12 protein-coding genes and 1 tRNA gene are annotated in these 21846 nt (G+C 33.2%); 5 read left to right on the top strand and 8 right to left on the bottom strand.

Going from position 1 to position 21846, the window contains the following annotated elements; all coding sequences use genetic code 11:
• The 4 genes from E0F76_RS16815 to E0F76_RS16805 form a co-directional block, all read right to left on the bottom strand.
• On the bottom strand, positions 1-5769 hold a 5769-nt coding region (locus E0F76_RS16815), incomplete at its 3' end, for a beta strand repeat-containing protein (RefSeq protein ID WP_220398941.1).
• Between the two features lie 1204 nt (positions 5770-6973).
• Entirely contained in the window at positions 6974-11473 is a 4500-nt protein-coding gene (locus E0F76_RS16810) for a LamG-like jellyroll fold domain-containing protein (protein ID WP_132008876.1), read from the bottom strand.
• Between the two features lie 151 nt (positions 11474-11624).
• Positions 11625-11756, bottom strand: coding sequence for a hypothetical protein (locus E0F76_RS19935; RefSeq protein ID WP_281275294.1), 132 nt, complete (start codon positions 11754-11756; stop codon positions 11625-11627).
• A gap of 1361 nt (positions 11757-13117) precedes the next feature.
• Positions 13118-13191, bottom strand: a tRNA-Met gene (locus tag E0F76_RS16805).
• Positions 13192-13345: 154 nt separating this feature from the next.
• Between E0F76_RS16805 and E0F76_RS16800 the strand changes: the two genes are divergently transcribed.
• A complete protein-coding gene (locus E0F76_RS16800; RefSeq protein WP_132008873.1) occupies positions 13346-13738 on the top strand; it encodes an START-like domain-containing protein in 393 nt (130 codons plus the stop codon).
• A 54-nt stretch (positions 13739-13792) separates the two neighbouring features.
• Positions 13793-14629 (top strand): aminotransferase class IV, encoded by an 837-nt coding sequence (locus tag E0F76_RS16795; protein ID WP_132008870.1) that lies wholly within the window; start codon positions 13793-13795, stop codon positions 14627-14629.
• On the opposite strand, the gene E0F76_RS16790 is transcribed toward E0F76_RS16795, so the two are convergent.
• The 4 genes from E0F76_RS16790 to E0F76_RS16775 form a co-directional block, all read right to left on the bottom strand.
• Positions 14622-15182 carry a YqgE/AlgH family protein gene (locus E0F76_RS16790; protein WP_132008867.1) on the bottom strand — a complete coding sequence of 187 codons (561 nt, stop codon included), beginning with the start codon at positions 15180-15182 and terminating at the stop codon, positions 14622-14624. The two genes, E0F76_RS16795 and E0F76_RS16790, sit on opposite strands and share 8 nt — an antisense overlap.
• Before the next feature lie 118 nt (positions 15183-15300).
• Positions 15301-15573, bottom strand: coding sequence for an HU family DNA-binding protein (locus E0F76_RS16785; RefSeq protein ID WP_132008864.1), 273 nt, complete (start codon positions 15571-15573; stop codon positions 15301-15303).
• 181 nt (positions 15574-15754) lie between these two features.
• Entirely contained in the window at positions 15755-16702 is a 948-nt protein-coding gene (gene fmt, locus E0F76_RS16780; RefSeq protein ID WP_132008861.1) for a methionyl-tRNA formyltransferase, read from the bottom strand.
• A 101-nt stretch (positions 16703-16803) separates the two neighbouring features.
• Positions 16804-18699, bottom strand: coding sequence for a RecQ family ATP-dependent DNA helicase (locus tag E0F76_RS16775; protein ID WP_132008859.1), 1896 nt, complete (start codon positions 18697-18699; stop codon positions 16804-16806).
• Positions 18700-19375: 676 nt separating this feature from the next.
• On the opposite strand from E0F76_RS16775, the gene E0F76_RS16770 reads away from it, so the two are divergent.
• The 3 genes from E0F76_RS16770 to murA all read left to right on the top strand — a co-directional run bounded on the left by E0F76_RS16770 (position 19376) and on the right by murA (position 21797).
• Positions 19376-19660 carry a DUF493 family protein gene (locus E0F76_RS16770; protein ID WP_132008856.1) on the top strand — a complete coding sequence of 95 codons (285 nt, stop codon included), beginning with the start codon at positions 19376-19378 and terminating at the stop codon, positions 19658-19660.
• 4 nt (positions 19661-19664) lie between these two features.
• The gene (locus E0F76_RS16765) at positions 19665-20384 is read left to right on the top strand and encodes a DUF4290 domain-containing protein (RefSeq protein ID WP_132008853.1); all 720 of its coding nucleotides are present in this window, start codon (positions 19665-19667) and stop codon (positions 20382-20384) included.
• Between the two features lie 102 nt (positions 20385-20486).
• Positions 20487-21797, top strand: a complete 1311-nt coding sequence (murA, locus tag E0F76_RS16760; protein WP_132008849.1) for a UDP-N-acetylglucosamine 1-carboxyvinyltransferase — start codon at positions 20487-20489, stop codon at positions 21795-21797.
• Positions 21798-21846 lie beyond the last annotated feature (49 nt).

Here is a 21846-nt window from a genome sequence, read left to right as displayed (position 1 = left end):
AGCAGCATTTGATGTTACAGATGAACAAGGACTTGCGCCACTAACTATGACATTATAACTTCCAGCATCGGAAGTGGCTACATTAGATAAATTTAATGTGGCTGTGGTTGCTCCTGTGATATTTCCTGTATTGCTAAGATTGGTAGTTCCTTTTCTCCATTGATACGTTAAACCAGTTCCTGTAGCTATTATACTAAAACTAGCATTGGTACCTGAACAAATCGTTTGGGTTGCGGCTGGTTGTGTGGAAATCACCACAGCATCATTGATTACCAATGCTGCATTATTTGAAGTTACTGGTGTACAAGGTGCAGTTCCAGTTATAACAACGTTATAATCCGAAGCTGCATCTGCTGAAACAACTGGATTGATAGTTAAAGTACTAGTGGTTGCACCTGTAATATTTCCTGTATTATTTAAAACTGTTGTGCCTTTTCTCCATTGATAGGATAAACCTGTTCCCGTTGCAGTTGTGCTAAAGCTTACGGAGTTTCCAGTACAAAGAGTTTGTGTTAATATAGGCTGAGTACTGATTGCTACTGCTTGGTTGACTACTAATGTAGCAGTATTTGATGTTACAGAGGAACAAGGACTTGCGCCACTAACAATGACATTATAACTTCCAGCATCGGAAGTGGCTACATTAGATAAATTTAATGTGGCTGTGGTTGCTCCTGTGATATTTCCTGTATTACTAAGATTGGTAGTTCCTTTTCTCCATTGATACGTTAAACCAGTTCCTGTTGCTGTTACACTGAAACTGGCATTGGTGCCAGAACAAATCGTTTGGGTTGTGGTTGGATGTGCGGTGATTGTTACAATTTGATTGACGGTTACATTTAAAGTTGCAGTTCCGGGCTGAGTTGAACAACCTGTCGGCGTATTTGTTGTTATTGTTAAAGCAACATTTCCTGAAGATATTGATGGGGTATATGTACTAGATACTGTAATAGGATTAGTTCCTGATATAACCATTGGGCTAAATGTGCCACTAGGTGCTGTCCATGTACCTGAAGTGGCATTCCCTGTTAAAGTTCCTATAACCGAAATAGAACTACCAGAACAAACGGATTGAGGTATTGGAGTAACAGTTACTCCTGTAAAAGTATCTACGCTTATTGCTTTATTACCGCTTGCAGGAGAAGATATACCAATATTTCCACATGAATTTACAGCCTGTACTGTTACAACTTGGTTACCTGTTTGGGCTGCTGTAGTTACAGAAACAGAAATGGAACTAGTTAAGTCACCTGAAATTATTGACCATCCTGTAGGCAAAATCCACTTGTAATACTGCACATTACTTGCTCCATTTGGAGCGCTAATAGTAATATTTGCTGCTGGTGGACATATGGAGTTATTAGAAATGGTAATTGATGAACTTCCATTCCAACCACTAGGATTTCCATTCCAAACAACAATGGTTCCTGAAGCTGATGTATTAACGCAAGGGCCAGTAGTGTTTATGGTATAATTATAAGTTCCTGCCGCAGCTGGCGTACCACTAATAGTGACAATGCCACCAGAAAGAACAGCATTTACACCTGAAGGCAAACCTGCTGCATTTATTGTGCTTGCACCAGTAACATTATAAGTAATATTTGTAATAGCCGAAAGTCTACATATATTTTGTAAGGTTGTAGCTGGTGCTGATGTTAGTGTTATTGCTGCATTTGGATTTACTGTTATTGTTCCTGTTGCTGTTGTTTGCGAACAATTCCCAGTTGTTGTAACAGTATAATTAAAAATACCAGCTACAGAGGGAGTTCCGCTAATAGTAAAGGTGCTTCCACTAAATGTTCCAGTTACACCAAGCGGTAATCCAGAAACACCAGCTCCTGTTCCTCCTCCGCTTACTGCATATGTAATATTAGCTATAGCTATATTGATACATCTTGTTTGATTGTTAGTTCCTGCTGCTGAAGTTAAGCTGATAGCTGCATTTGGATTAACCGTCAATGTGATTGGGCTACTTGTAGCGGGGTTACCTGTCGCACAAGGAGTCGCATTTGATGTTAAAACAACGGTAACTACATCATTATTTGATAAAGTCGTTGAGGCGTATGTAGTATTATTTGACCCAACATTACTACCATTAAGTTTCCATTGATAAGTAGGTGTTGATCCTCCATTTGTTGGGGTTGCAGTAAATGTCACATTTGTTCCGGAACAAATTGTTGTAGCTGATGCGCCAACACTTACACTAACGGGTAAATTTGGATTTACAGTCATAGTAATTGGGCTACTTGTGGCGGGGTTGCCTGTTGCACAAGGAGTCGCATTTGATGTTATAACAGCAGTTACAACATCATTATTTGATAAGGTTGTTGAGGCATATGTAGTACTATTTGTTCCAACATTACTACCATTAATTTTCCACTGATACACAGGTGTAGTACCCCCATTTGTCGGAGTTGCAGTAAATGTAACATTGGTTCCTGGACAAATTGTTGTAGTTGATGCACCAACACTTACACTAACAGGTATATTTGGATTTACCGTCATAGTAATTGGGCTACTTGTAGCGGGGTTACCTGTAGCACAAGGAGTCGCATTTGATGTTAAAACAACGGTAACTACATCATTATTTGATAAAGTCGTTGAGGCATATGTAGTATTATTTGACCCAACATTACTACCATTAAGTTTCCATTGATAAGAAGGTGTTGATCCTCCATTTGTTGGGGTTGCAGTAAATGTTACATTGGTTCCGGAACAAATTGTTGTGGCTGAAGCGCCAACACTTACACTAACGGGTAAATTTGGATTTACCGTCATAGTAATTGGGCTACTTGTGGCGGGGTTGCCTGTTGCACAAGGAGTCGCATTTGATGTTAAAACAACGGTAACTACATCATTATTTGATAAATTCGTTGAGGCATATGTAGTATTATTTGACCCAACATTACTACCATTAAGTTTCCATTGATAAGTAGGTGTTGATCCTCCATTTGTTGGGGTTGCAGTAAATGTTACATTTGTTCCGGAACAAATTGTTGTGGCTGAAGCGCCAACACTTACACTAACAGGTAAATTTGGATTTACCGTCATAGTAATTGGGCTACTTGTGGCGGGGCTCCCTGTTGCACAAGGAGTCGCATTTGATGTTATAACAGCAGTAATAACATCATTATTTGATAGAGTTGTTGAGGCATATGTAGCACTATTTGTTCCAACATTATTACCGTTAATTTTCCACTGATACGCAGGTGTGGTTCCTCCATTTGTTGGGGTTGCAGTAAATGTTACATTGGTTCCGGAACAAATTGTTGTGGCTGAAGCGCCAACACTTACACTAACGGGTAAATTTGGATTTACCGTCATAGTAATTGGGCTACTTGTGGCGGGGTTGCCTGTTGCACAGGGAGTCGCATTTGATGTTAATACAACGGTAACTACATCATTATTTGATAAATTCGTTGAGGCATATGTAGTATTATTTGACCCAACATTACTACCATTAAGTTTCCATTGATAAGTAGGTGTTGATCCTCCATTTGTTGGGGTTGCAGTAAATGTTACATTGGTTCCGGAACAAATTGTTGTGGCTGAAGCGCCAACACTTACACTAACGGGTAAATTTGGATTTACCGTCATGGTAATTGGGCTACTTGTGGCGGGGTTGCCTGTTGCACAAGGAGTCGCATTTGATGATATAACAGCAGTAATAACATCATTATTTGATAGAGTTGTTGAGGTATATGTAGCACTATTTGTTCCAACATTATTACCGTTAATTTTCCACTGATACGCAGGTGTGGTTCCTCCATTTGTTGGGGTTGCAGTAAATATTACATTGGTTCCTGGACAAATTGTTGTGGCTGAAGCGCCAACACTTACACTAACAGGTAAATTTGGATTTACCGTCATAGTAATTGGACTACTTGTGGCGAGATTGCCTGTTGCACAGGTAGCATTTGATGTTAATTGCACTGAAACAACATCACCATTTACCAATGCTGAATTGGTATATGTGGCACTATTTATCCCAACATTGCTGGCATTAAGTTTCCATTGATAAGCGGGTGTTGTACCACCGTTTGTAGCGGTAGCTGTAAATGTTACATTGGTCCCAGCACAAATAGTGGTAGCTGATGCTCCAACACTTACACTTACAGGCAAGTTAGGATTTACTTTGACTTGAATAGGATTGCTACTAACCATTGCAGGTATTGCACAAGTTGCTGATGAGGTAAGATCCAGTGTAATAATGTCATTATCCACTAGTGAATTTGATGTATAAGTGGAACTATTTTCTCCGGATATTGGATTGCCATTCCGTTTCCATTGGTAAGTTGGCGTAAGACCTCCATTAGTTATTGAATTAATGCTAAATGTTACTGATGTACCTGTACAGAATGTAGTTTGTGAGGCTAAAATATTAACAGATGGAGTCAGTACTGGATTTACAGTGATCGTTAGAATATTTGATGTTACAGTTGCAGGAACTGGACATATTGCATTAGATGTCATTTCTACTTTTACTTGGTTGCTATTGTTCAATGTGCTTGTTGTAAATGTTGAAGCAGTTTGGCCATTTATTGCAACATTATTAATGAACCATTGGTAAGAAGGAGTGCTACCTCCGTTTTTAGATGTGGCTGTAAAAGTTACTGAAGTTCCTGAGCAAATAGGGCTTGTCGGATTTGCTAAAATTGATGCTGAAGGTACTAAAATTGGATTCACAATTACTGTAGCTGTCGTACAAGTGGTACTATTGCAAGTTCCAGCATAGCGAACATAATAAGTTGTATTCGCTGTTGGAGAAACACTAATACTGTTTCCTGTTCCAACGGAAGTTCCACCGCAGGAACCCGAAAACCATTCTGCAATACCAGCTGTGCCTAAAGTTCCTCCACTTACTGTTAAAGTTGTAGATTGCCCGTTACAAATTGTAGTTGTCCCCGAAATTGTAGTGGGTGCTACTGAAAGTGTATTTACTGTAACAGAATTTGTACTCTGAATTGTTGAAATAGCTCCACATGCATCAGTGACAATGACTGAATAAACACCAGAATTAGACGTAGTAACAGTATTAATAATTGGATTCTCAACAGTAGAAGTATATCCATTTGGACCAGTCCAATTAAATGTGTATGGAGCACTTCCACCACTTGGATTTGAAGTAAGTGTCAGGCTACTCCCTTCACATAATGTAGTAGATGAAACACTTGGTGTTGTTATAGGATTAGTTATAGTAAAACTAGCCTTATAATTAGCGCCTAAATTACTGATGTATTTTGTAGTTTCGCAAGTAGAAATGCTTGTGTCGGAACCTGTATATCCAAAATTAATTTCAAGGATATAACTGCCCGGTGATAATCCTGTTATGAAATTAGTGTTTAATGAATAATCTTTCCATTTTTGATCATTTCCAGTACATGGTCCAATACCATCTGCAAATACAGAACCCGCACAATTAGTTACCATTGATAAAGGAATAGCGTTAAATATTCCCGATGGTGAACCATTTGGATATGTGCGCCAATACAATGTTGCAGTACACACATTTCCTGAGCTAGTTTTCCATGTTTTAATTTCGCTAGCCGTAATTTTTGCGCAGGAAGAATTTTGACCAAAAACACCCAAATTTGCCCTTTCAAAATTTGGTGCTCCAGAATCTGAGTTGATTTTATTTGGATCAATTCCAGTTGTATTATAGATGATGTTGTTTATTTTTATTCCAGAGGCAAACTGATCAAAATTTTGGCTGATTCCAAAATAATAATTGAAAAATAAAAGAATTAAAAATAGGTAGATTTTTTTCATGGTAACAACATTTTTTTAAATAATAGTTAGAATGATTAACTTTATTTGGTCAAAATAAAATGCGTACTAGTCTCAAAGTTAGGTAATTAAGGGGTATTTTTATTGAAATGAATTTTATTTTCGATAAACAGATATTTTTTATCGACAAAAAGGTTTTATTAACAGTTTAATTTTATTTTTCTGTTTTTTTTTAATTTATATTAATAGTATTTTTACATTAAAAATGAATTATTCTCATGGATTTCTCTTTTTTTTAAGAAATAATTTACTTTAGTTTTTAGAATATAGAATCTGTTTTTATAAAAACCGATAATGATCAAATTAATCAGTTTAAATCAGTTAAAATTTTTATAGAGATAAGAAAAATTTTGTGAAAACTAATTTCAATATGAATTGTAGTTTATTACTTCATAAAAAAAATTGGAAGACGTTTTGACAATGATCCTCAACTCGTTTTGCTAATTAATTCGCCTAAGTTTTTAATGTTTTGAAAAACTTTACTTTTGAAAAACGCTTTTAATTTTTATTGTTTTTTAAAATGGGAAATAAGAGTATTTGGATAGTAAATAGTTGCCCTAAATAGAAGAAACTGTCTAAAAAAGAACAGCCTTGCTTAATTTGTTTTTTTGAATCATCTTTCAATAATGATCCGCAAATAATTTTGTTTAGAAATTAATTTAGGTTTAAAGTTTTTGATACCAACTAGATTATAGCATGTATTAAAACTTCAACTGAAAAGAGAAATTGCGGAAGACTTTATTCCAGTCACTACTTAAATCTTTTTTTCTAACTTAACAAGAATTGATGAAAGTTACAAGTGTAATCGTAATCCTTAATTTGAATTTACGGATTGTATTAAGTATGTATATTGAAGTGCCTCAAGAAGTTAAATTGAGTTTCAGAATATACAGAAAGAGTTGTTTTTCACTGTATAAGAAATGGTACTAATAGAATTAATAGACGCTGAATAGGTATTGTTAAATCTCAATGTAAATAGCCACATCTTTCTTTTTTATGAGATTAACATTTCTTTATCTTAAAATTATCGGCTAGGGTTAGACGGTTGCGTAAATTCAAATGAACTATAAAAACAATTCTAATAATAAACTGCCCCCAAATAGTGTCTTACTTTTTGGGGGCAGTTAACAAGGTCAAGGGGGTGTTTTTTTTGATAGAATATTTTTAAATTTTCTTACTTCTCTACTTAGAACATTATTTTTTTACTGATTTCTCCTGTAGTAGTTGTTAATTTTACAATATAAATTCCAGAGCTCATGTCTTTTAGTGGGATTTGTATATTGGTTTGTTCAGACATTTTAAGATCCCAATTGGCAACAGATTGACCATTTATATTATATAAGACAACCGAATTAATATAAGAATCCAGATTGTTATTATCAATAACTAAAGTTTTGTAGTTTTTGGAATATAAAACAAGAATTCCTTCTTTTCTTTCAGTTTCATCAACAACAATTAATGTTTTTTCTGCATTCTTACTTTTATCACTAAATCGCAATGAAAAACGAGTGTCATTCACGCCAACAGGTAAATTAACTTCATAAGGTGTATTATGGATATCGTTATATGTTTTGGTCTCATTGTCATAAATATATATTGATTGTTTTGGACTAAAGTTTACTAAAGCATCAATAGTAAACGAAACTTTTCCTTCAATATCTGTTTTTACCCCAATAGGATAGGATGCAGCTGGATCAAAAAATCCTACACCTTGAATTACTAATTGGTTTTCTTCAGTTAAAAAATACATGTCATTTGGAAAATCATCAAAATTAATTGCATCGTACCCATAATCCATTCCATCAGTAGCTTTTTCATTCATAAAACCTAACAAAATTTGCCTGTGATAACCATTATTCGAATTAAAACCTAGACGGATTTTCTTTATTGTGTCTTTTTCAACAAATAACTCAGAACTATCGTTCGCTTGATTTAGTTTTGTTCCTGAGCGTTTTTTGTAGATGATATTAGATTGAGCATCATTTTCTTTTACAAAAGCCCTTTGACTGTTTTTAAAAGTAACCGTTCCTCCTGCCCCAATTTTACCGTTTACAAAAAATCCTTGTCCTACAGGGATGTATTGGTTAGGGGCACATCTAGTACTAATTCCGGTCTGACTAATGAAATCTATACCTGTTGAAACGGGTGCTAAACCGTCTACTAAATTTCGTACACCATATCCGCCCTGATAATTAGCTAGTACATGGGAGTTGTTTGCAGGGTAATGTTCCCAGAAATACAAAGAGCCATCAATTGAATTTGAATTTGTATTGTCAGTAATGAAAGCTGTTGCGTCTAATGCCGAAGGATATGGATTTCCAGTCAATAATAACTGATCTGAACCAACAGTATTTGTTGCAATAGTACCATTATTGGGTTTTCCAACAAAAGTATAATTCTGTGTTCCTGAAGTACCACTTCCTTTCATTGTAAATCCTTGGCCTACTCTTAATGTACTATTTTCTGTGATTTTGACCCAACATGAATAGGCATTGGCATAATTATCAAATTTATTCAACCAATATCGCGCAATACTCATGGGTGTAGTTGAATTTCCAGCAACTCCATCAAAACCTGCAATCCAAGTAATTGGCCTTGGGACAGCATTAAATCCATCTTTCATAACAGCGGAGATTGTATAGTCTTTATTGTTTTGAGTAGAATTGATTGGGCTAACAGGCGAACACCAATAATTATAATTGTATTTGTTAGCTTGTCCTTGTTGGTCTCTTTCAATTGATCCAGTACTAGTGACATCTAAATCGCTTTCTGTTGTTTGTAATAATTGAGAATTACCCACTAAGTCAATTTTCCCATCCAATTTTAAATACCAATCATTTTGTATTTTAGTATTATTATTCATGTAGATGTTTTTACCTGGATCTACAATCATACCTAAGGCATTAACATCTAGTGTTTCGGTTATATCATGTTTTATTTTTACGATTGAATAGTTGTTTTCCATAATATCTTGTCCTCTCACATCAGTTGTCGAACTATTTACAGCTGTTGCAAAATTACCTGATGCCACAGTTACAAAAGGCAAAGGTGCTTGTTGTACATAAATGTTTTTATGATTGTAAATTCTTGCACCAGTAATATCTATTGCAGGAGTAGTTAAATCATCAATAACATCATCTTTATAAGTGTCCATTCGATAATATCGCAATAAACTGGCAAATGGTAATGAGGATGGAGAAGTAGCGATATTTTTAGGAACTATTTCGCCATAAATTTCAGATCCTACATTTTTTATCTCTTGGTACACCATTCGTTGTAATTGAGAGTCGGTTAAAGCACAATCAAAAACCCGAACTTCATCTATTTTTCCTTTAAAATACTCCGTATTTGTTGCAGGGTTTTTTCCTAATGTCAGCAAGGAAGTATCAGAAAAGGTTCCTGTTCTAGACTGAGTTTTTACCAATACACCATTAATATACAATTTCACATTTGTTCCATCATAAGTAGCGCCCAAATTGTACCACTGGGATTTATTTAGAATTGTAGTGTCTGTAATTAGTGTTCCGTTGACCACTGCTTCTAATTTTCGAGTACTTGTAATTCGGATGAGGAATTTAGTTTGCCCTACAATAACTCCAGTGGTTGAAAAGCTAGAATTAAGATCGATCCAAGCCATAAGAGACCCTTTATTAAAGCTGCTCAGTACGTTTGTACTTTGACCATAATCGTTTCGACCATCAAAGTCAAGCAATAATTTATTGTTTAAATCTCTGGGTGATCCAAATATTGAAGTATTTGTGTCAAAAGAATCTAAAATTCCATCTTTATCAATATCCGTATTTCCATCTAGAATCCCGTCATTATTGGCATCCAATACTTTATTACTATAAATTAATTTATTATTGGCAATATCAAAAATTCCTGTTGTGATGTTTCTAATGTCAATATAATCTGGGATTCCTTCACCATCGGTGTCTTTTACATAATTAACCCATCCAGCTCCTGTTGAACCTTGATTTGTGTTTCCAAAGGAATCAGCATAGGAAGTATTTCCAACGAAATAATCAAAAACATCTAATATACCATCGCCAAATTGTTCTAAAATACCATTATTATTGGTGTCTCTTATTCTAAAAGATTCTGAATCTATTCCGTCTCCTACACCATCACCATTAATATCACCATCACCATTAACATAACCAACAGCAGCATTTGTATTACCAGCTCCCGATTCGTCAATGTCAAAAACGCTATCATTATCACTATCTAAATCGATATAATTGGGTACGCCATCTCCATCAGCATCTAATGGCGGTAAATTGGCAGTCGACTCAGCACTATCGTGTAAACCATTTCCATTTGCGTCTGCCCAAGCAATACTTATTTTTCCTTTTCCATTACTCAAATTTCCTAGTCCAGCTTCTACTACATCCGGTATTCCGTCATTGTCACTGTCTAAATCAAAATAATTGGGTACGCCATCTCCATCAGTATCTTTACAATTCGGAATTACAAATAACTGTACTTTATCAACAAAATTTCCGGTACTAGTAGATCCTGATGCTGCTTTGATTGCTGTAAATGTTAATCGAGTTGTTGTTTGCCCTGCAGGAACCGTATAAGTGCCCCAATGTTCAGTCCAAGAAGAATCATTTGCAGAAGTGAAATCACCCTGACTAATCATTGTACCACTTGGATTTCCAATCATTAATCGTGCAATGTCTTCACCACCGCCAGCGTAACCCGTTCTTTTGCGATGTGCAAATGACCATTGCAAAATATCTCCGGGAGTTGTTACAATATCTTGGAAAAATCCATCATTAGTACTTGCATTGATTTCTGCCCATTGTACCCCTGAAAAGGCTTTCCCACCAGAATCGTTTGAAGCAGCTTGTGAATTGTGCCAGATTTCTAAATGATTATTAGGAAAAGGCTCTGCACTTTGCCAATTTGGAAAATTGGCACCAGGTCCTTTCCAAATACCAACAGTTGGCACAACATCTGTTGAACCTCCATCAAGTCCTGAAGTTATTATATTTAAGTCTTCAAAATCTGCATTATAAATTCTTGGTTTTGCGAAATTGGGACATTCTACATCATCTTTGATGCCATCATTGTCATCATCTGTATCTACATTATCATTGACCCCATCTCCATCACTATCAAAAAAACCAATTAATTCAATATCATCAACACGAAATGTGTAGGATGTAGAAGTTTGTCTAAATCTAATATACAAGTTTGTTGCAGTTGGAATTGTGCCGTTTGTATCAACTAATGCCCAGCCAGAAGATCCACCTGAAGTTGCTCTATCGTATGAAAGAGCTGTGTATGTTGTTCCATTAGTACTAACCTCTACAACTATTTGGTTGCTTGCCGCATCAGACGATTTCCATAGGGCAAAACGGAGACTAAGATTTAAAAACCTTGAAGTGTTAATTCCAGAAATAATAAAATTTTTAGAAGTGTTATTAGAAAAATAGACATTTCTACCGCCTGAAACACTATTGTATCCAGATGATGGAGTGTCAGTTCTAGTATCAGCAGTTCCTGAAAAGGATAAACCAGTATTTAAAAAAGTGGTACTTGCAATCGATGTTACTGTTGATCCGCAACAAACTCCTATATTTTCTTTAAATATAGTTTGTCCCGATCCAACTAATGTTGAAAGAAGAAAGAAGATTAAAATAAACTTTTTTGAAATATTATTTACAGTTGTCTTCATAATTTAATTTGTATTTAAATTATATTATTTTAATATGGAAGGTTTTGGCTAAAGAATTATTCTTAAAGGCATGTTTTACTTTAGTGCCTACATGAACAGAATTATTTAAATAATTGATATTAAAATCTCCGTTGGTATATTTTGGATTATTTTAAGGTGTAACTGCAAAAACGCTTTGTAAAAAAGTCGCTTCATGAGTTGTTTGTGTAAACCCAATATAGGATAGCATTAATAAATTTAAAAAGGTGTAGGTCCTTTTTAGAGGTAGGTAATTATTTTCCATATAATTTAGATTTGGGGAATCGTTATTATTTTTTACTTACAATTGTATCTTACTAAATGCCTCATTTTTAAAAATGAGGATAATCTATAATTTATTTACAATTTTAGATTATTAGTTGTCATTAATCGTTTTATGTCTGTTTCGTCAGATTATATGATAAATGTTATTCTTTAATTCCTTTTTTTTACTATTGTTTTTATTTGAATTAATGCAGCACGTTTTATAAATAATTTAAAAAAAATCGGATCAATCTATAAATTACATTTTCGATTATCTATAATATTCTAAAATATTATGGTTCAGTAAATTACTATTTATATGTTTTTTAAATTAAGTAGCTCTATCAGGCAATAAAAATAGAAATAATTATTTAATAATAATTGAAATATAACGTTTAAATACATAAAACAACGATAAAATACATTATTTACTTATTAAAAGTAAGAAATAGATCAAACAGTTAATTTAAAATTTTAATTTTATTGCAAAAAGCCTTCTGCTCTATAAGGAAAACAGAAGGCTTTTTTAAATAGACACTTTTAGTTTATTTTCTATTTGACTTGTTTATTTGTTATGGATGTTTTATTTATTTCTCCATCAGAGTATTTAAGTATAATAATGTATATGTCAAGACATCAATTTTAATGGAAATTTGATAATTTTGATGATCCTGATTGACAATTTTACAAGTTGCTAAAGTTTGCCGTAGCATGTTAAATAAAGGCAATTTTTTTAAAGTATTATTTACTAAGTTGCTTTCAATTAAAAGTAAATTACCTTTTTGAAGATGTTTGATTTGTACAGTATTGCATAAATTGTTTTCCTTTATTTAAAAAATAAATGTCATTTGGTAAAACATCAATATGAATCTGATCATGCCTATACTTCATATCGTCGGTAGATTTTTCATTTAAAAGCCTAATAAAGCTTGTTTATGGTGCCTGTTACTAGAATCTACATTTAAAATAAATCCTTCATTTTTTGGAAATTATTTATTTTCTAAATCAAAAGATTGTTTTTTGAGTAAATATTGGGTTTAAAAAAATAATAAGTAGGGGGAATGCAGAATATATGTGGTAGGTAAAGAAGTTAAAATAGAAAATTGGATTCCAGATTAATGAATATATAGTCCGGTTTTAAAATTGCTAGCACATAAATTATTTGCAAAATTTAAAAAAGGATGTTTTTGACTTTGATTTAAGGAATAGTAACATTTATATGTAAAATAATTGGGATCAAATCAAATTTTATATTTCCCCACAGCTTTTCGACTTGATCAATTGTGTGTGAGCATTAAAAGTTTAGGCATAAAAAAACGGATCAGTTGGTGCTAATCCGTGATTTTCAAAACTTTAAGTTTGTAGCGAGAACGAGATTTGAACTCGTGACCTCAGGGTTATGAATCCTGCGCTCTAACCGACTGAGCTACCTCGCCATATTTTCAGATGCAAACCATCTTTCAATGCGGGTGCAAATATAAAAATTAAATTGCAGCTTGCAAGTATAATTGCATTAAATAAAAATATTTTTAAAAAGGCTTTTTTTTTGGCTTTATATTCTATACATTTCGACAAAATTAGTTTTAGCCCATGGATCCAAAAATAAAATATGAAATAGAATTTCCAATAAATTCTTCTCCTCAATTATTATATCAATATATTTCAACTCCTTCTGGATTATCAGAATGGTTTGCGGATAATGTTAATTCTCGTGGTGAGTTTTTCACATTTATATGGGATGATTCCGAAGAAAAAGCAAGACTTTGTTCTAAAAAATCAGGAGAAAAGGTGCGATTCAAATGGGTTGACGGAAATAGTAAAGATACAGAGTATTTTTTTGAGTTAAATATTTTGGTAGACGAAATTACTAAAGACGTTTCATTAATGGTAATTGACTTTGCATTTAAAGACGAAATCAGTGAAGCAACCTTGTTATGGGAAAATCAAATTTCGGACCTTAAACATGTGATTGGTTCTGTATAGTAAAATTGCATTTTTAAACATATATTTGCCCTGAATTAAATTCAGGGTTTTTTTATGATTAATTTTAATGGTTCTATAGTTTCACAAGATTCTAATTTATTGACTTGTAATCGTGCCTTTTTGTATGGTGATGCTGTTTTTGAAACAGTTAAATTAGTAGATTCTAAAATTCTTTTTTTAGAGGATCATTATTTCAGGTTGATGTCATCTATGCGTATTCTTCGTATGGAAATTCCTATGAATTTTACAATGGAATATTTAGAAGAACAAATATTGATGTTGGCAAGTACAAAAAATACTATAAATTCTGCTAGAGCCCGAATTACTGTTTATAGAAATGACGGTGGGTATTATTTGCCTAAGACAAATACAGTTTCTTTTTTGATTACAGCAGAATCATTAGAAAACAAACTGTATCTAGGTAATCAAAAAGAGTATATAGTTGATTTGTATACGGATTTCTATGTAGCCAAACAATTGTTATCATCCATAAAATCAACAAACAAAATTATAAATATTACAGCAAGTATTTTTGCAAATGAGAACGGTCTTGACAATTGTTTGTTGTTAAATGACAGCAAAAATGTAATTGAAGCATTGCAAGGCAATATTTTTATGTTGAAAGGAAATACTCTAATTACACCACCAGTTTCTGAGGGTTGTTTGAATGGTGTAATGAGAAAACAAATAGTAGCGATTGCTCGAAGTATTGAAAACATTGAAGTTGTAGAAGAGGTAATTTCTCCATTTGAACTTCAAAAAGCGGACGAATTGTTTATTACCAATGTAATTATGGGTGTACAGCCTATTAGTAGGTATCGTAAAAAGGATTTTACAGCTAATTTTTCAACTTTATTAGTTCAAAAACTAAACGAATTTATAGCTAATTAAATCCTGGATTTTCGGGTGAATTAGACCAAATTTGATAAGTTCCTCCGAGCTCCATAATTTGTTTTTTCCAAAAATGAGAGGCTGATTTACCAATTATTTTATTACGATAATTATTCTTAGTAAGAATCCAAGAACATTCTTCCATTTCGGTTTCAAGTTGGTCTTCTTCCCAGCCAGTATAGCCTAAAAAGAAACGAATATTATTTTTGTTAATTTTACCTTTGTTGATCAATTCTTTCGTAGTTTCATATTCACCTCCCCAATATATTCCATTTGATATTTCAATACTATTTGGTATTAAATCGGGTATATTATGTATAAAATAAAGATTGTCTTGCTCTACAGGGCCTCCGTTATAAATCTTGAAAGTTGCTTTGATATCAGGAATCAAATCTTGTATAGTATATTTTAAGGGTTTGTTAATTATAAAACCTACGGAGCCATTTTTATTATGGTCAGCTAGAAGGATTACGGATCTATTAAATGATAAATCACCACTTATTGAAGGTTCTGCAATAAGCAAATGTCCTTTCTCTATTTTATCGGAAATCATAGCTTTACATTTTTAATTAAAGTTAAGATTTTTTTTAAAAAACTACCTAAAAAAGTCGTTGAAGTGCATAAAAAAACCTTCCAAAGGAAGGTTTTTGTTATATTTTAGAAATCTTAGATTAGTTTACAGCTCCTTCTAAGTCTGCACCTGCTTTAAATTTCACTACATTTTTAGCAGCAATTTTAATTGTATTTCCTGTTTGAGGATTTCTTCCATCTCTTGCAGCTCTTGCAGATACTGACCAAGATCCGAAACCTACTAAAGATACTCTTCCACCTTTTTTCAAAGTACCACCTACGTTACCTAAAAATGATTCTAAAGCTAGTTTTGCAGCAGCTTTTGTAATTCCTGCATCAGCAGCGATAGCGTCAATTAATTCTGATTTGTTCATAATATTTAGTTATTAAATGTTGGTTAAAAAAACTTTGTTAATAGAACAAATTTAGCAGGAATTACTTACCTCACAAGCGTTTTTCATAAATTTAGCTCGATTTGTTAATAACTTATTTTTTTTGTTCATAAAGAGATGTGAATCCATTAAAAAACATCAAATAACTCCTATTTTATTGGAGTTAATGTACTTTTGCATCAACAGAAAATGTGATCCCATTCAAAAATTCTGTAGTATTCATCTTCTTTTTTCCTGGAAATTGTAAACTAAGCACCTCAATAAACGCGTTTTTTACTGCGATTTTCATTTCTTTTTTACTGCAAATCAAGCTGCCTATTTGATAATTATGGTTTTCCGTGATTATTTTTGCATCGTGAATCTTGACATTCCATTCCTCGTTTTTATCATTGAAATAGCACCAAGCTGAAGGATAGGGATTCAGTCCGCGTATTAGATTATATATTTCAAAGGCTGATTTTGACCAATCAATTTTACAATTTTCCTTATTTAACTTGTAGGCTGTTTTTATTTCGGGATTGTCTTTTTGAATAATGGTATTAAAATTTCCTTTTTCGATTAGTTTCAATGTGTCTAAAACTGTTTCACTTCCTAAAACCATTAATCTATCGTGCAAATGGCCCACATTTTCATCTGATACAATATCAGTTTCCGCACTTAAAATAATTGCTCCTGTATCTATCTTATCATCGATAAAGAATGTGCTTACCCCAGTTTTTGTATCTCCATTAATTATTGCCCAATTTATCGGGGCTGCACCTCTATAATTAGGTAATAAGGAAGCATGAAGATTAAAAGTTCCTAATTCAGGCATTTTCCAAACTACTTCTGGCAACATTCTAAAAGCAACGACAATTTGTAAATTGGCGTTTAAAGCTTTCAATTCCGCTAAAAACCCTTCGTCTTTTAAACTTGTCGGTTGAAGTAAAGTCAACTTATTGGCCAAAGCATATTCTTTTACCGCCGAATATTTTATTTTTTGTCCTCGACCTGCTGGTTTGTCTGCTGCGGTGATGATTCCTACAACATTGTAATTGTTTTTGATTATAGTATCCAGAATACCAACTGCAAATTCTGGCGTTCCCATAAATACGATTCTTAATTGATTCATTATGTTTTATTTTTTATAACTATGAAATATACATAGTAGGATAAATAACTTTTTTTAAGTTTCGGCTCCTTTCCCTTCTGGGAGTGGTGGAGATTGGATTTTTATCGTTTTAAAGTATATTTATTATTCGGTTTTACCGCTATTTTATCTTTATCCAATAAGTTTTGTAAGGCAAAGATAACATCGTCTTCTGTCTTTTTAGTTAATTTTTGAATTTCTCTTGAACTTAAATCCTGGGTTTTTAATATTTCAATAATTTGATTTGCAATTAAAGTAGTGCTCTCGGGTTTTGTTTTCTTTGAAATACAATAAGAACAAATTCCGCAATCGACATTGGTTTTTTCTCCAAAATAGCCCAAAATTAATTTGCTTTTGCACACCTTCTTTTCATTGACATAATTTAAAACCGATTCAAATTGGGCGACTTTTTGTAAATTTTGTTTTTCTAGGTATTTAGAAACACGATTAATTGTTCTTTCATCTTCTCTAATTTCAAGGAACGTAATAGAAGCATCATTGTTCTTTTTGTGGTAATCTATTATTTCATTATTTTTTAACTTTTCTAAAATAGAAAGAATCATATTTTCTTCATTATTTGATTTCTTAGCTATTAGAGTTGCGTTTATTGATGTTTGAGTTTCATAAATACCGGGATATGTTCGTAATAATGTAACTATTACATTTTCCTCTTTTGGATTCAAACTCATATACCGAATCACCTCTTTAGACGGAATTATGAATTGTATGGTGATTTTTTCGGAATATTCCTGTGATAAACTGAGAATACCTTGTCTGTCTAAGAACTGAATAGCATTGTAGGTTTTCAAGGTTGGAAACCCATATTTATGACAAAAGTGGTTTAAATTAAAGGAATACTGTTCGTTAATTCCTTCGCCATAAGCAATTTGAAAATAGGCGCACATTTTAATGTAAATCTGAGTCAGGATTTTTTTGTCTGGAAGGACGTTTATAAATTGACTTTGGGCTTGAGCCTTATCAGAAGGACTGGTAAGTAGTACAGCAAAAGCTTTATTACCATCTCTTCCGGCACGACCTGCTTCCTGATAATAGCTTTCGATGCTTTCCGGAAGATGAATGTGAATTATCGTTTTTACATTCGATTTATCAATCCCCATTCCAAAAGCATTGGTGGCAACTATAATTTGAATCTCTTCATTTATCCAAAGATTCATGTTTTTTTCTTTCTCCTTAGCGGATAAACCTCCGTGATAAAATGTGGTTTTGAATCCTAAGGTTTGTAATTGTGAAGCAATGTCGTAACAGGATTTTCTGTTTCGAACGTAAATAATAGAGGACTGTGGATTTTTTTTCAAGATTTGCTCCATTCGATACAATTTATCCTCTACTTCGAAAACCATATAAGCAATGTTTTTTCGAGCGAATGATTTTTTAAACAGTATCGGTTGCTCTAATCCTAATTGAATAATTACATCTTCAAGAACTGTTTTTGTAGCCGATGCAGTAAGTGCCAGAAAAGGAACTCTTGGAAAATAAGTTTTTAAGTTACTAATCTTTAAATAAGCGGGTCTAAAATCATGCCCCCATTGCGAGACACAATGGGCTTCATCGATGGCAATTAGGTTTATGGGTAAGTTTTTTATTCGCTCTAAAATCCAATCAGATTGCAATCGTTCGGGCGATAAATACAAGAATTTATAATTACCAAATTCACAATTATCTAAAAGCGTGATCATCTCGTCCGATTTGATTCCGCCAGTTAGAGCTATTGCTTTGATATCGAGTTTTTGTAGACGTTGCACTTGGTCTTTCATTAAAGCTACCAATGGTGAAATGACTAAACAAATTCCGTCTAGCATTAAAGCAGGAACTTGAAAACAAATTGATTTCCCGCCACCCGTTGGCATCAAACCAAAAGTGTCTTTTCCTTCCAACACTGAATTTATTATTTCGTCCTGAGGAGACCTAAATTTGTCGTGTTTCCAGTATTTCTGAAGAATTTCTAATGCTGTTTGCATTTGTAAGTTTAAGCTTTAAACAATCAGTTAAATTCGCCCTAAGGTAAATAAAATTCTATTATGTCGGCTATTCTCTTTGAACTTCGATATTTTAAAAGCTGTGATTTTAATCGGTTTCTGCGAGATGATTGTGAATTGGAGTAGTTGTTTTGAGGATCTCATAGTTTTTATATTTGATTGGGTATATTTCTTCACATGACGTTAGAGTAACTATTTTTAGATAAAAATTTTGACGGCAAGCCATATCAAATGAGTAAGATAACGGTTGCCTTTGCAATACCATCAACAAAAAAACAACTGGAATTCCACGATTTATAGAAATAATTTGTTGAGATTATTTTTCTGCATCATCAATTTTTTATTTAATAATAATTTACAAAAAGTAAGTAGACTTTCGATTCAATATTTTCTATATTTTGTCTGGAAATTTCTGGATATCAACAATACGAATTTTATAAATGAACATTAATAATTGTGCTTTTTCTAGTTCTTGGTCCGCCAATAATGAATCCAATTTCCTTGTTCACGATATGTAAATAAGTATGTGAAATTAATTAATCTAAGTGGGATTTATACAAAATAGTTTAGTTTGCTTTTTCTTATTTATAAAAATCCTAAATCCTAAATCCTAAAACTAAAATCAAAACTGTATATTTGCTATTATTTTAAGTATATAATGGATAAGAACACCCAAGAATTTTATGAAAGGCTGAAAGTTGAGTTGGAAAATAGTTCCACTTGGCCGGCTTTGTATTTGTTTAAATTTATTGTTCCATCATTACAAGAAAATATAGAACAGGTAGAACTGGCTTTTGATTGCATGGGAGCAGTGATCAAAACCACCAAATCTAAAACTGGTAAATTTACCAGTATATCTGTTGATGTACAGATGAAAAATCCTCAAGAAATAATCGATAAATACCTTGAACTTTCAACAATAGAAGGTATAATTTCACTTTAATACGATGACAAAATATATAAAAGAAATAGCAAATGATGTTGTTTTTAATTTAGAATATAATTCTGAAAGAATACATTTAATTATTCCCGAATACGGACGGCATTTGCAAAAATTGATAGATCAAGCTACTGCAATTGATGACAGTGTTGAGCGTAATAAGGCTGCAAAATACATTATTCAGGTAATGGGAACTTTGAATCCTCATTTGCGTGACGTACCCGATTTTCAGCATAAATTATGGGATCAATTGTTCATTATGTCTGATTTTAAATTGGATGTCGAATCTCCATATCCTGTTCCTACTCGCGAGGTACTCCAATTGAAACCAGATGTTTTAAATTACCCTCAGAATTTTCCAAAATACAGGTATTATGGGAACAATATCAAATATATGATTGATGTTGCCAATAAATGGGAAGAAGGCGAAATGAAAAATGCTTTGGTGAAAGTTATTGCCAACCATATGAAAAAATCATATTTAAGTTGGAATAAAGACACCGTAAAAGACGATGTGATTTTTGAGCATCTTTATGAATTATCCGATGGAAAATTTGATTTACGGGAAAGCACCGAAGAACTATTGACTACTACAGACTTGATGCGAACGAACAAACGAGTTTCTAATAAAATAACTCCTGCAGGTCAACCAAAGATTCAAAGTAATAAAAACACAAAAACGGGTAAGTCAAATCCGACTCATAAAAACCAGAATAGAAAACCATAGTAATACTGTAATGAATTGTGAATAAATGAATTAATAGTAAAAAATTCATTTTTTCACAATTCATATTTTACAGCTAAAATTAATAACTCATAATCATAAAAAATGGGAATTTTCAAAATTGAAGGTGGCGTAAGATTAAAAGGTGATATTACACCGCAAGGAGCTAAAAACGAAGCGTTGCAAATATTGTGCGCTGTATTATTGACCGAAGAAAAGATAACAATCAACAATATCCCAGATATAATTGATATCAATAAATTGATAACTTTATTAGGGAATTTAGGAGTAAAAATCCAAAAAGTAGGCTCAGGTTCCTATACTTTTCAAGCTGATGAAGTAAATATAAGCTACTTAGAAACGGAAGCTTTTAAGAAAGAAGGCGGTTCACTTCGTGGTTCTATTATGATCGTTGGACCACTTTTGGCACGCTTCGGAAAAGGATATATTCCAAAACCTGGGGGTGACAAAATAGGAAGACGACGATTGGATACCCATTTTGAAGGATTCATTAATCTTGGAGCTAAATTCCGTTACAATAGAGAAGACCATTTTTATGGTGTTGAAGCACCTGATGGTCTAACTGGAACTGATATGTTATTAGATGAAGCTTCTGTGACTGGAACAGCAAATATTGTAATGGCAGCCGTTTTGGCAAAAGGGACAACGACAATTTACAATGCTGCATGTGAGCCTTATTTGCAACAATTATGTAAAATGATGAATGCTATGGGAGCGAAAGTTTCTGGTATTGGATCCAATTTACTTACTATCGAAGGTGTGGATAAATTAGGCGGCTGTACTCATAGAATTCTTCCTGATATGATCGAGATAGGGAGTTGGATTGGTCTAGCTGCAATGACTCGAAGTGAAATCACTATAAAAGATGTAAGCTGGGAAAACCTTGGATTGATACCAAATGTATTTAGAAAACTTGGGATTACTTTAGAAAAAAGAGGCGATGATATTTATATTCCAGAACATAAAGAGGGTTATCAAGTAAGAACAGATATTGACGGTTCAATATTAACTATTTCAGATGCGCCTTGGCCAGGATTTACTCCGGATTTGTTGAGTATTGTTCTTGTTGTGGCAACGCAATGCAAAGGGGATGTTCTTATTCATCAAAAAATGTTCGAAAGCCGTTTGTTCTTTGTGGATAAATTAATTGACATGGGAGCTAAAATTATTTTATGTGATCCGCACAGAGCGGTTGTAATTGGTCATGATTTTAAATCAACACTCAAGGCAACTACCATGTCTTCTCCTGATATTAGAGCTGGGATTTCCTTATTAATTGCAGCACTTTCTGCGAAAGGAACAAGTACGATTCAGAATATAGAACAAATAGACCGTGGATACGAAAATATAGACGAACGATTGAGAGCCATAGGTGCAAAGATCGTTAGAGCATAAGAATACTTAAAAGTAAAAAATGAAACACTGATTCCTCAACTACAATTTT

Source organism: Flavobacterium cellulosilyticum, assembly GCF_004349355.1.
Lineage (GTDB): Bacteria > Bacteroidota > Bacteroidia > Flavobacteriales > Flavobacteriaceae > Flavobacterium > Flavobacterium cellulosilyticum.
The sequence above is the reverse complement of the archived record's forward strand: the minus strand, read 5'-3'. Positions and strand labels throughout refer to the sequence as shown.

Coding starts and splice junctions, on each gene's coding strand:
- E0F76_RS16795 (WP_132008870.1), top strand. CDS start 13,793: ATGATTAATTTTAATGGTTCTATAGTTTCACAAGATTCTAATTTATTG.
- E0F76_RS16800 (WP_132008873.1), top strand. CDS start 13,346: ATGGATCCAAAAATAAAATATGAAATAGAATTTCCAATAAATTCTTCT.
- E0F76_RS16785 (WP_132008864.1), bottom strand. CDS start 15,573: ATGAACAAATCAGAATTAATTGACGCTATCGCTGCTGATGCAGGAATT.
- E0F76_RS16765 (WP_132008853.1), top strand. CDS start 19,665: ATGACAAAATATATAAAAGAAATAGCAAATGATGTTGTTTTTAATTTA.
- E0F76_RS16770 (WP_132008856.1), top strand. CDS start 19,376: ATGGATAAGAACACCCAAGAATTTTATGAAAGGCTGAAAGTTGAGTTG.
- E0F76_RS19935 (WP_281275294.1), bottom strand. CDS start 11,756: ATGGAAAATAATTACCTACCTCTAAAAAGGACCTACACCTTTTTAAAT.
- E0F76_RS16790 (WP_132008867.1), bottom strand. CDS start 15,182: ATGATTTCCGATAAAATAGAGAAAGGACATTTGCTTATTGCAGAACCT.
- E0F76_RS16810 (WP_132008876.1), bottom strand. CDS start 11,473: ATGAAGACAACTGTAAATAATATTTCAAAAAAGTTTATTTTAATCTTC.
- fmt (WP_132008861.1), bottom strand. CDS start 16,702: ATGAATCAATTAAGAATCGTATTTATGGGAACGCCAGAATTTGCAGTT.
- E0F76_RS16775 (WP_132008859.1), bottom strand. CDS start 18,699: ATGCAAACAGCATTAGAAATTCTTCAGAAATACTGGAAACACGACAAA.
- murA (WP_132008849.1), top strand. CDS start 20,487: ATGGGAATTTTCAAAATTGAAGGTGGCGTAAGATTAAAAGGTGATATT.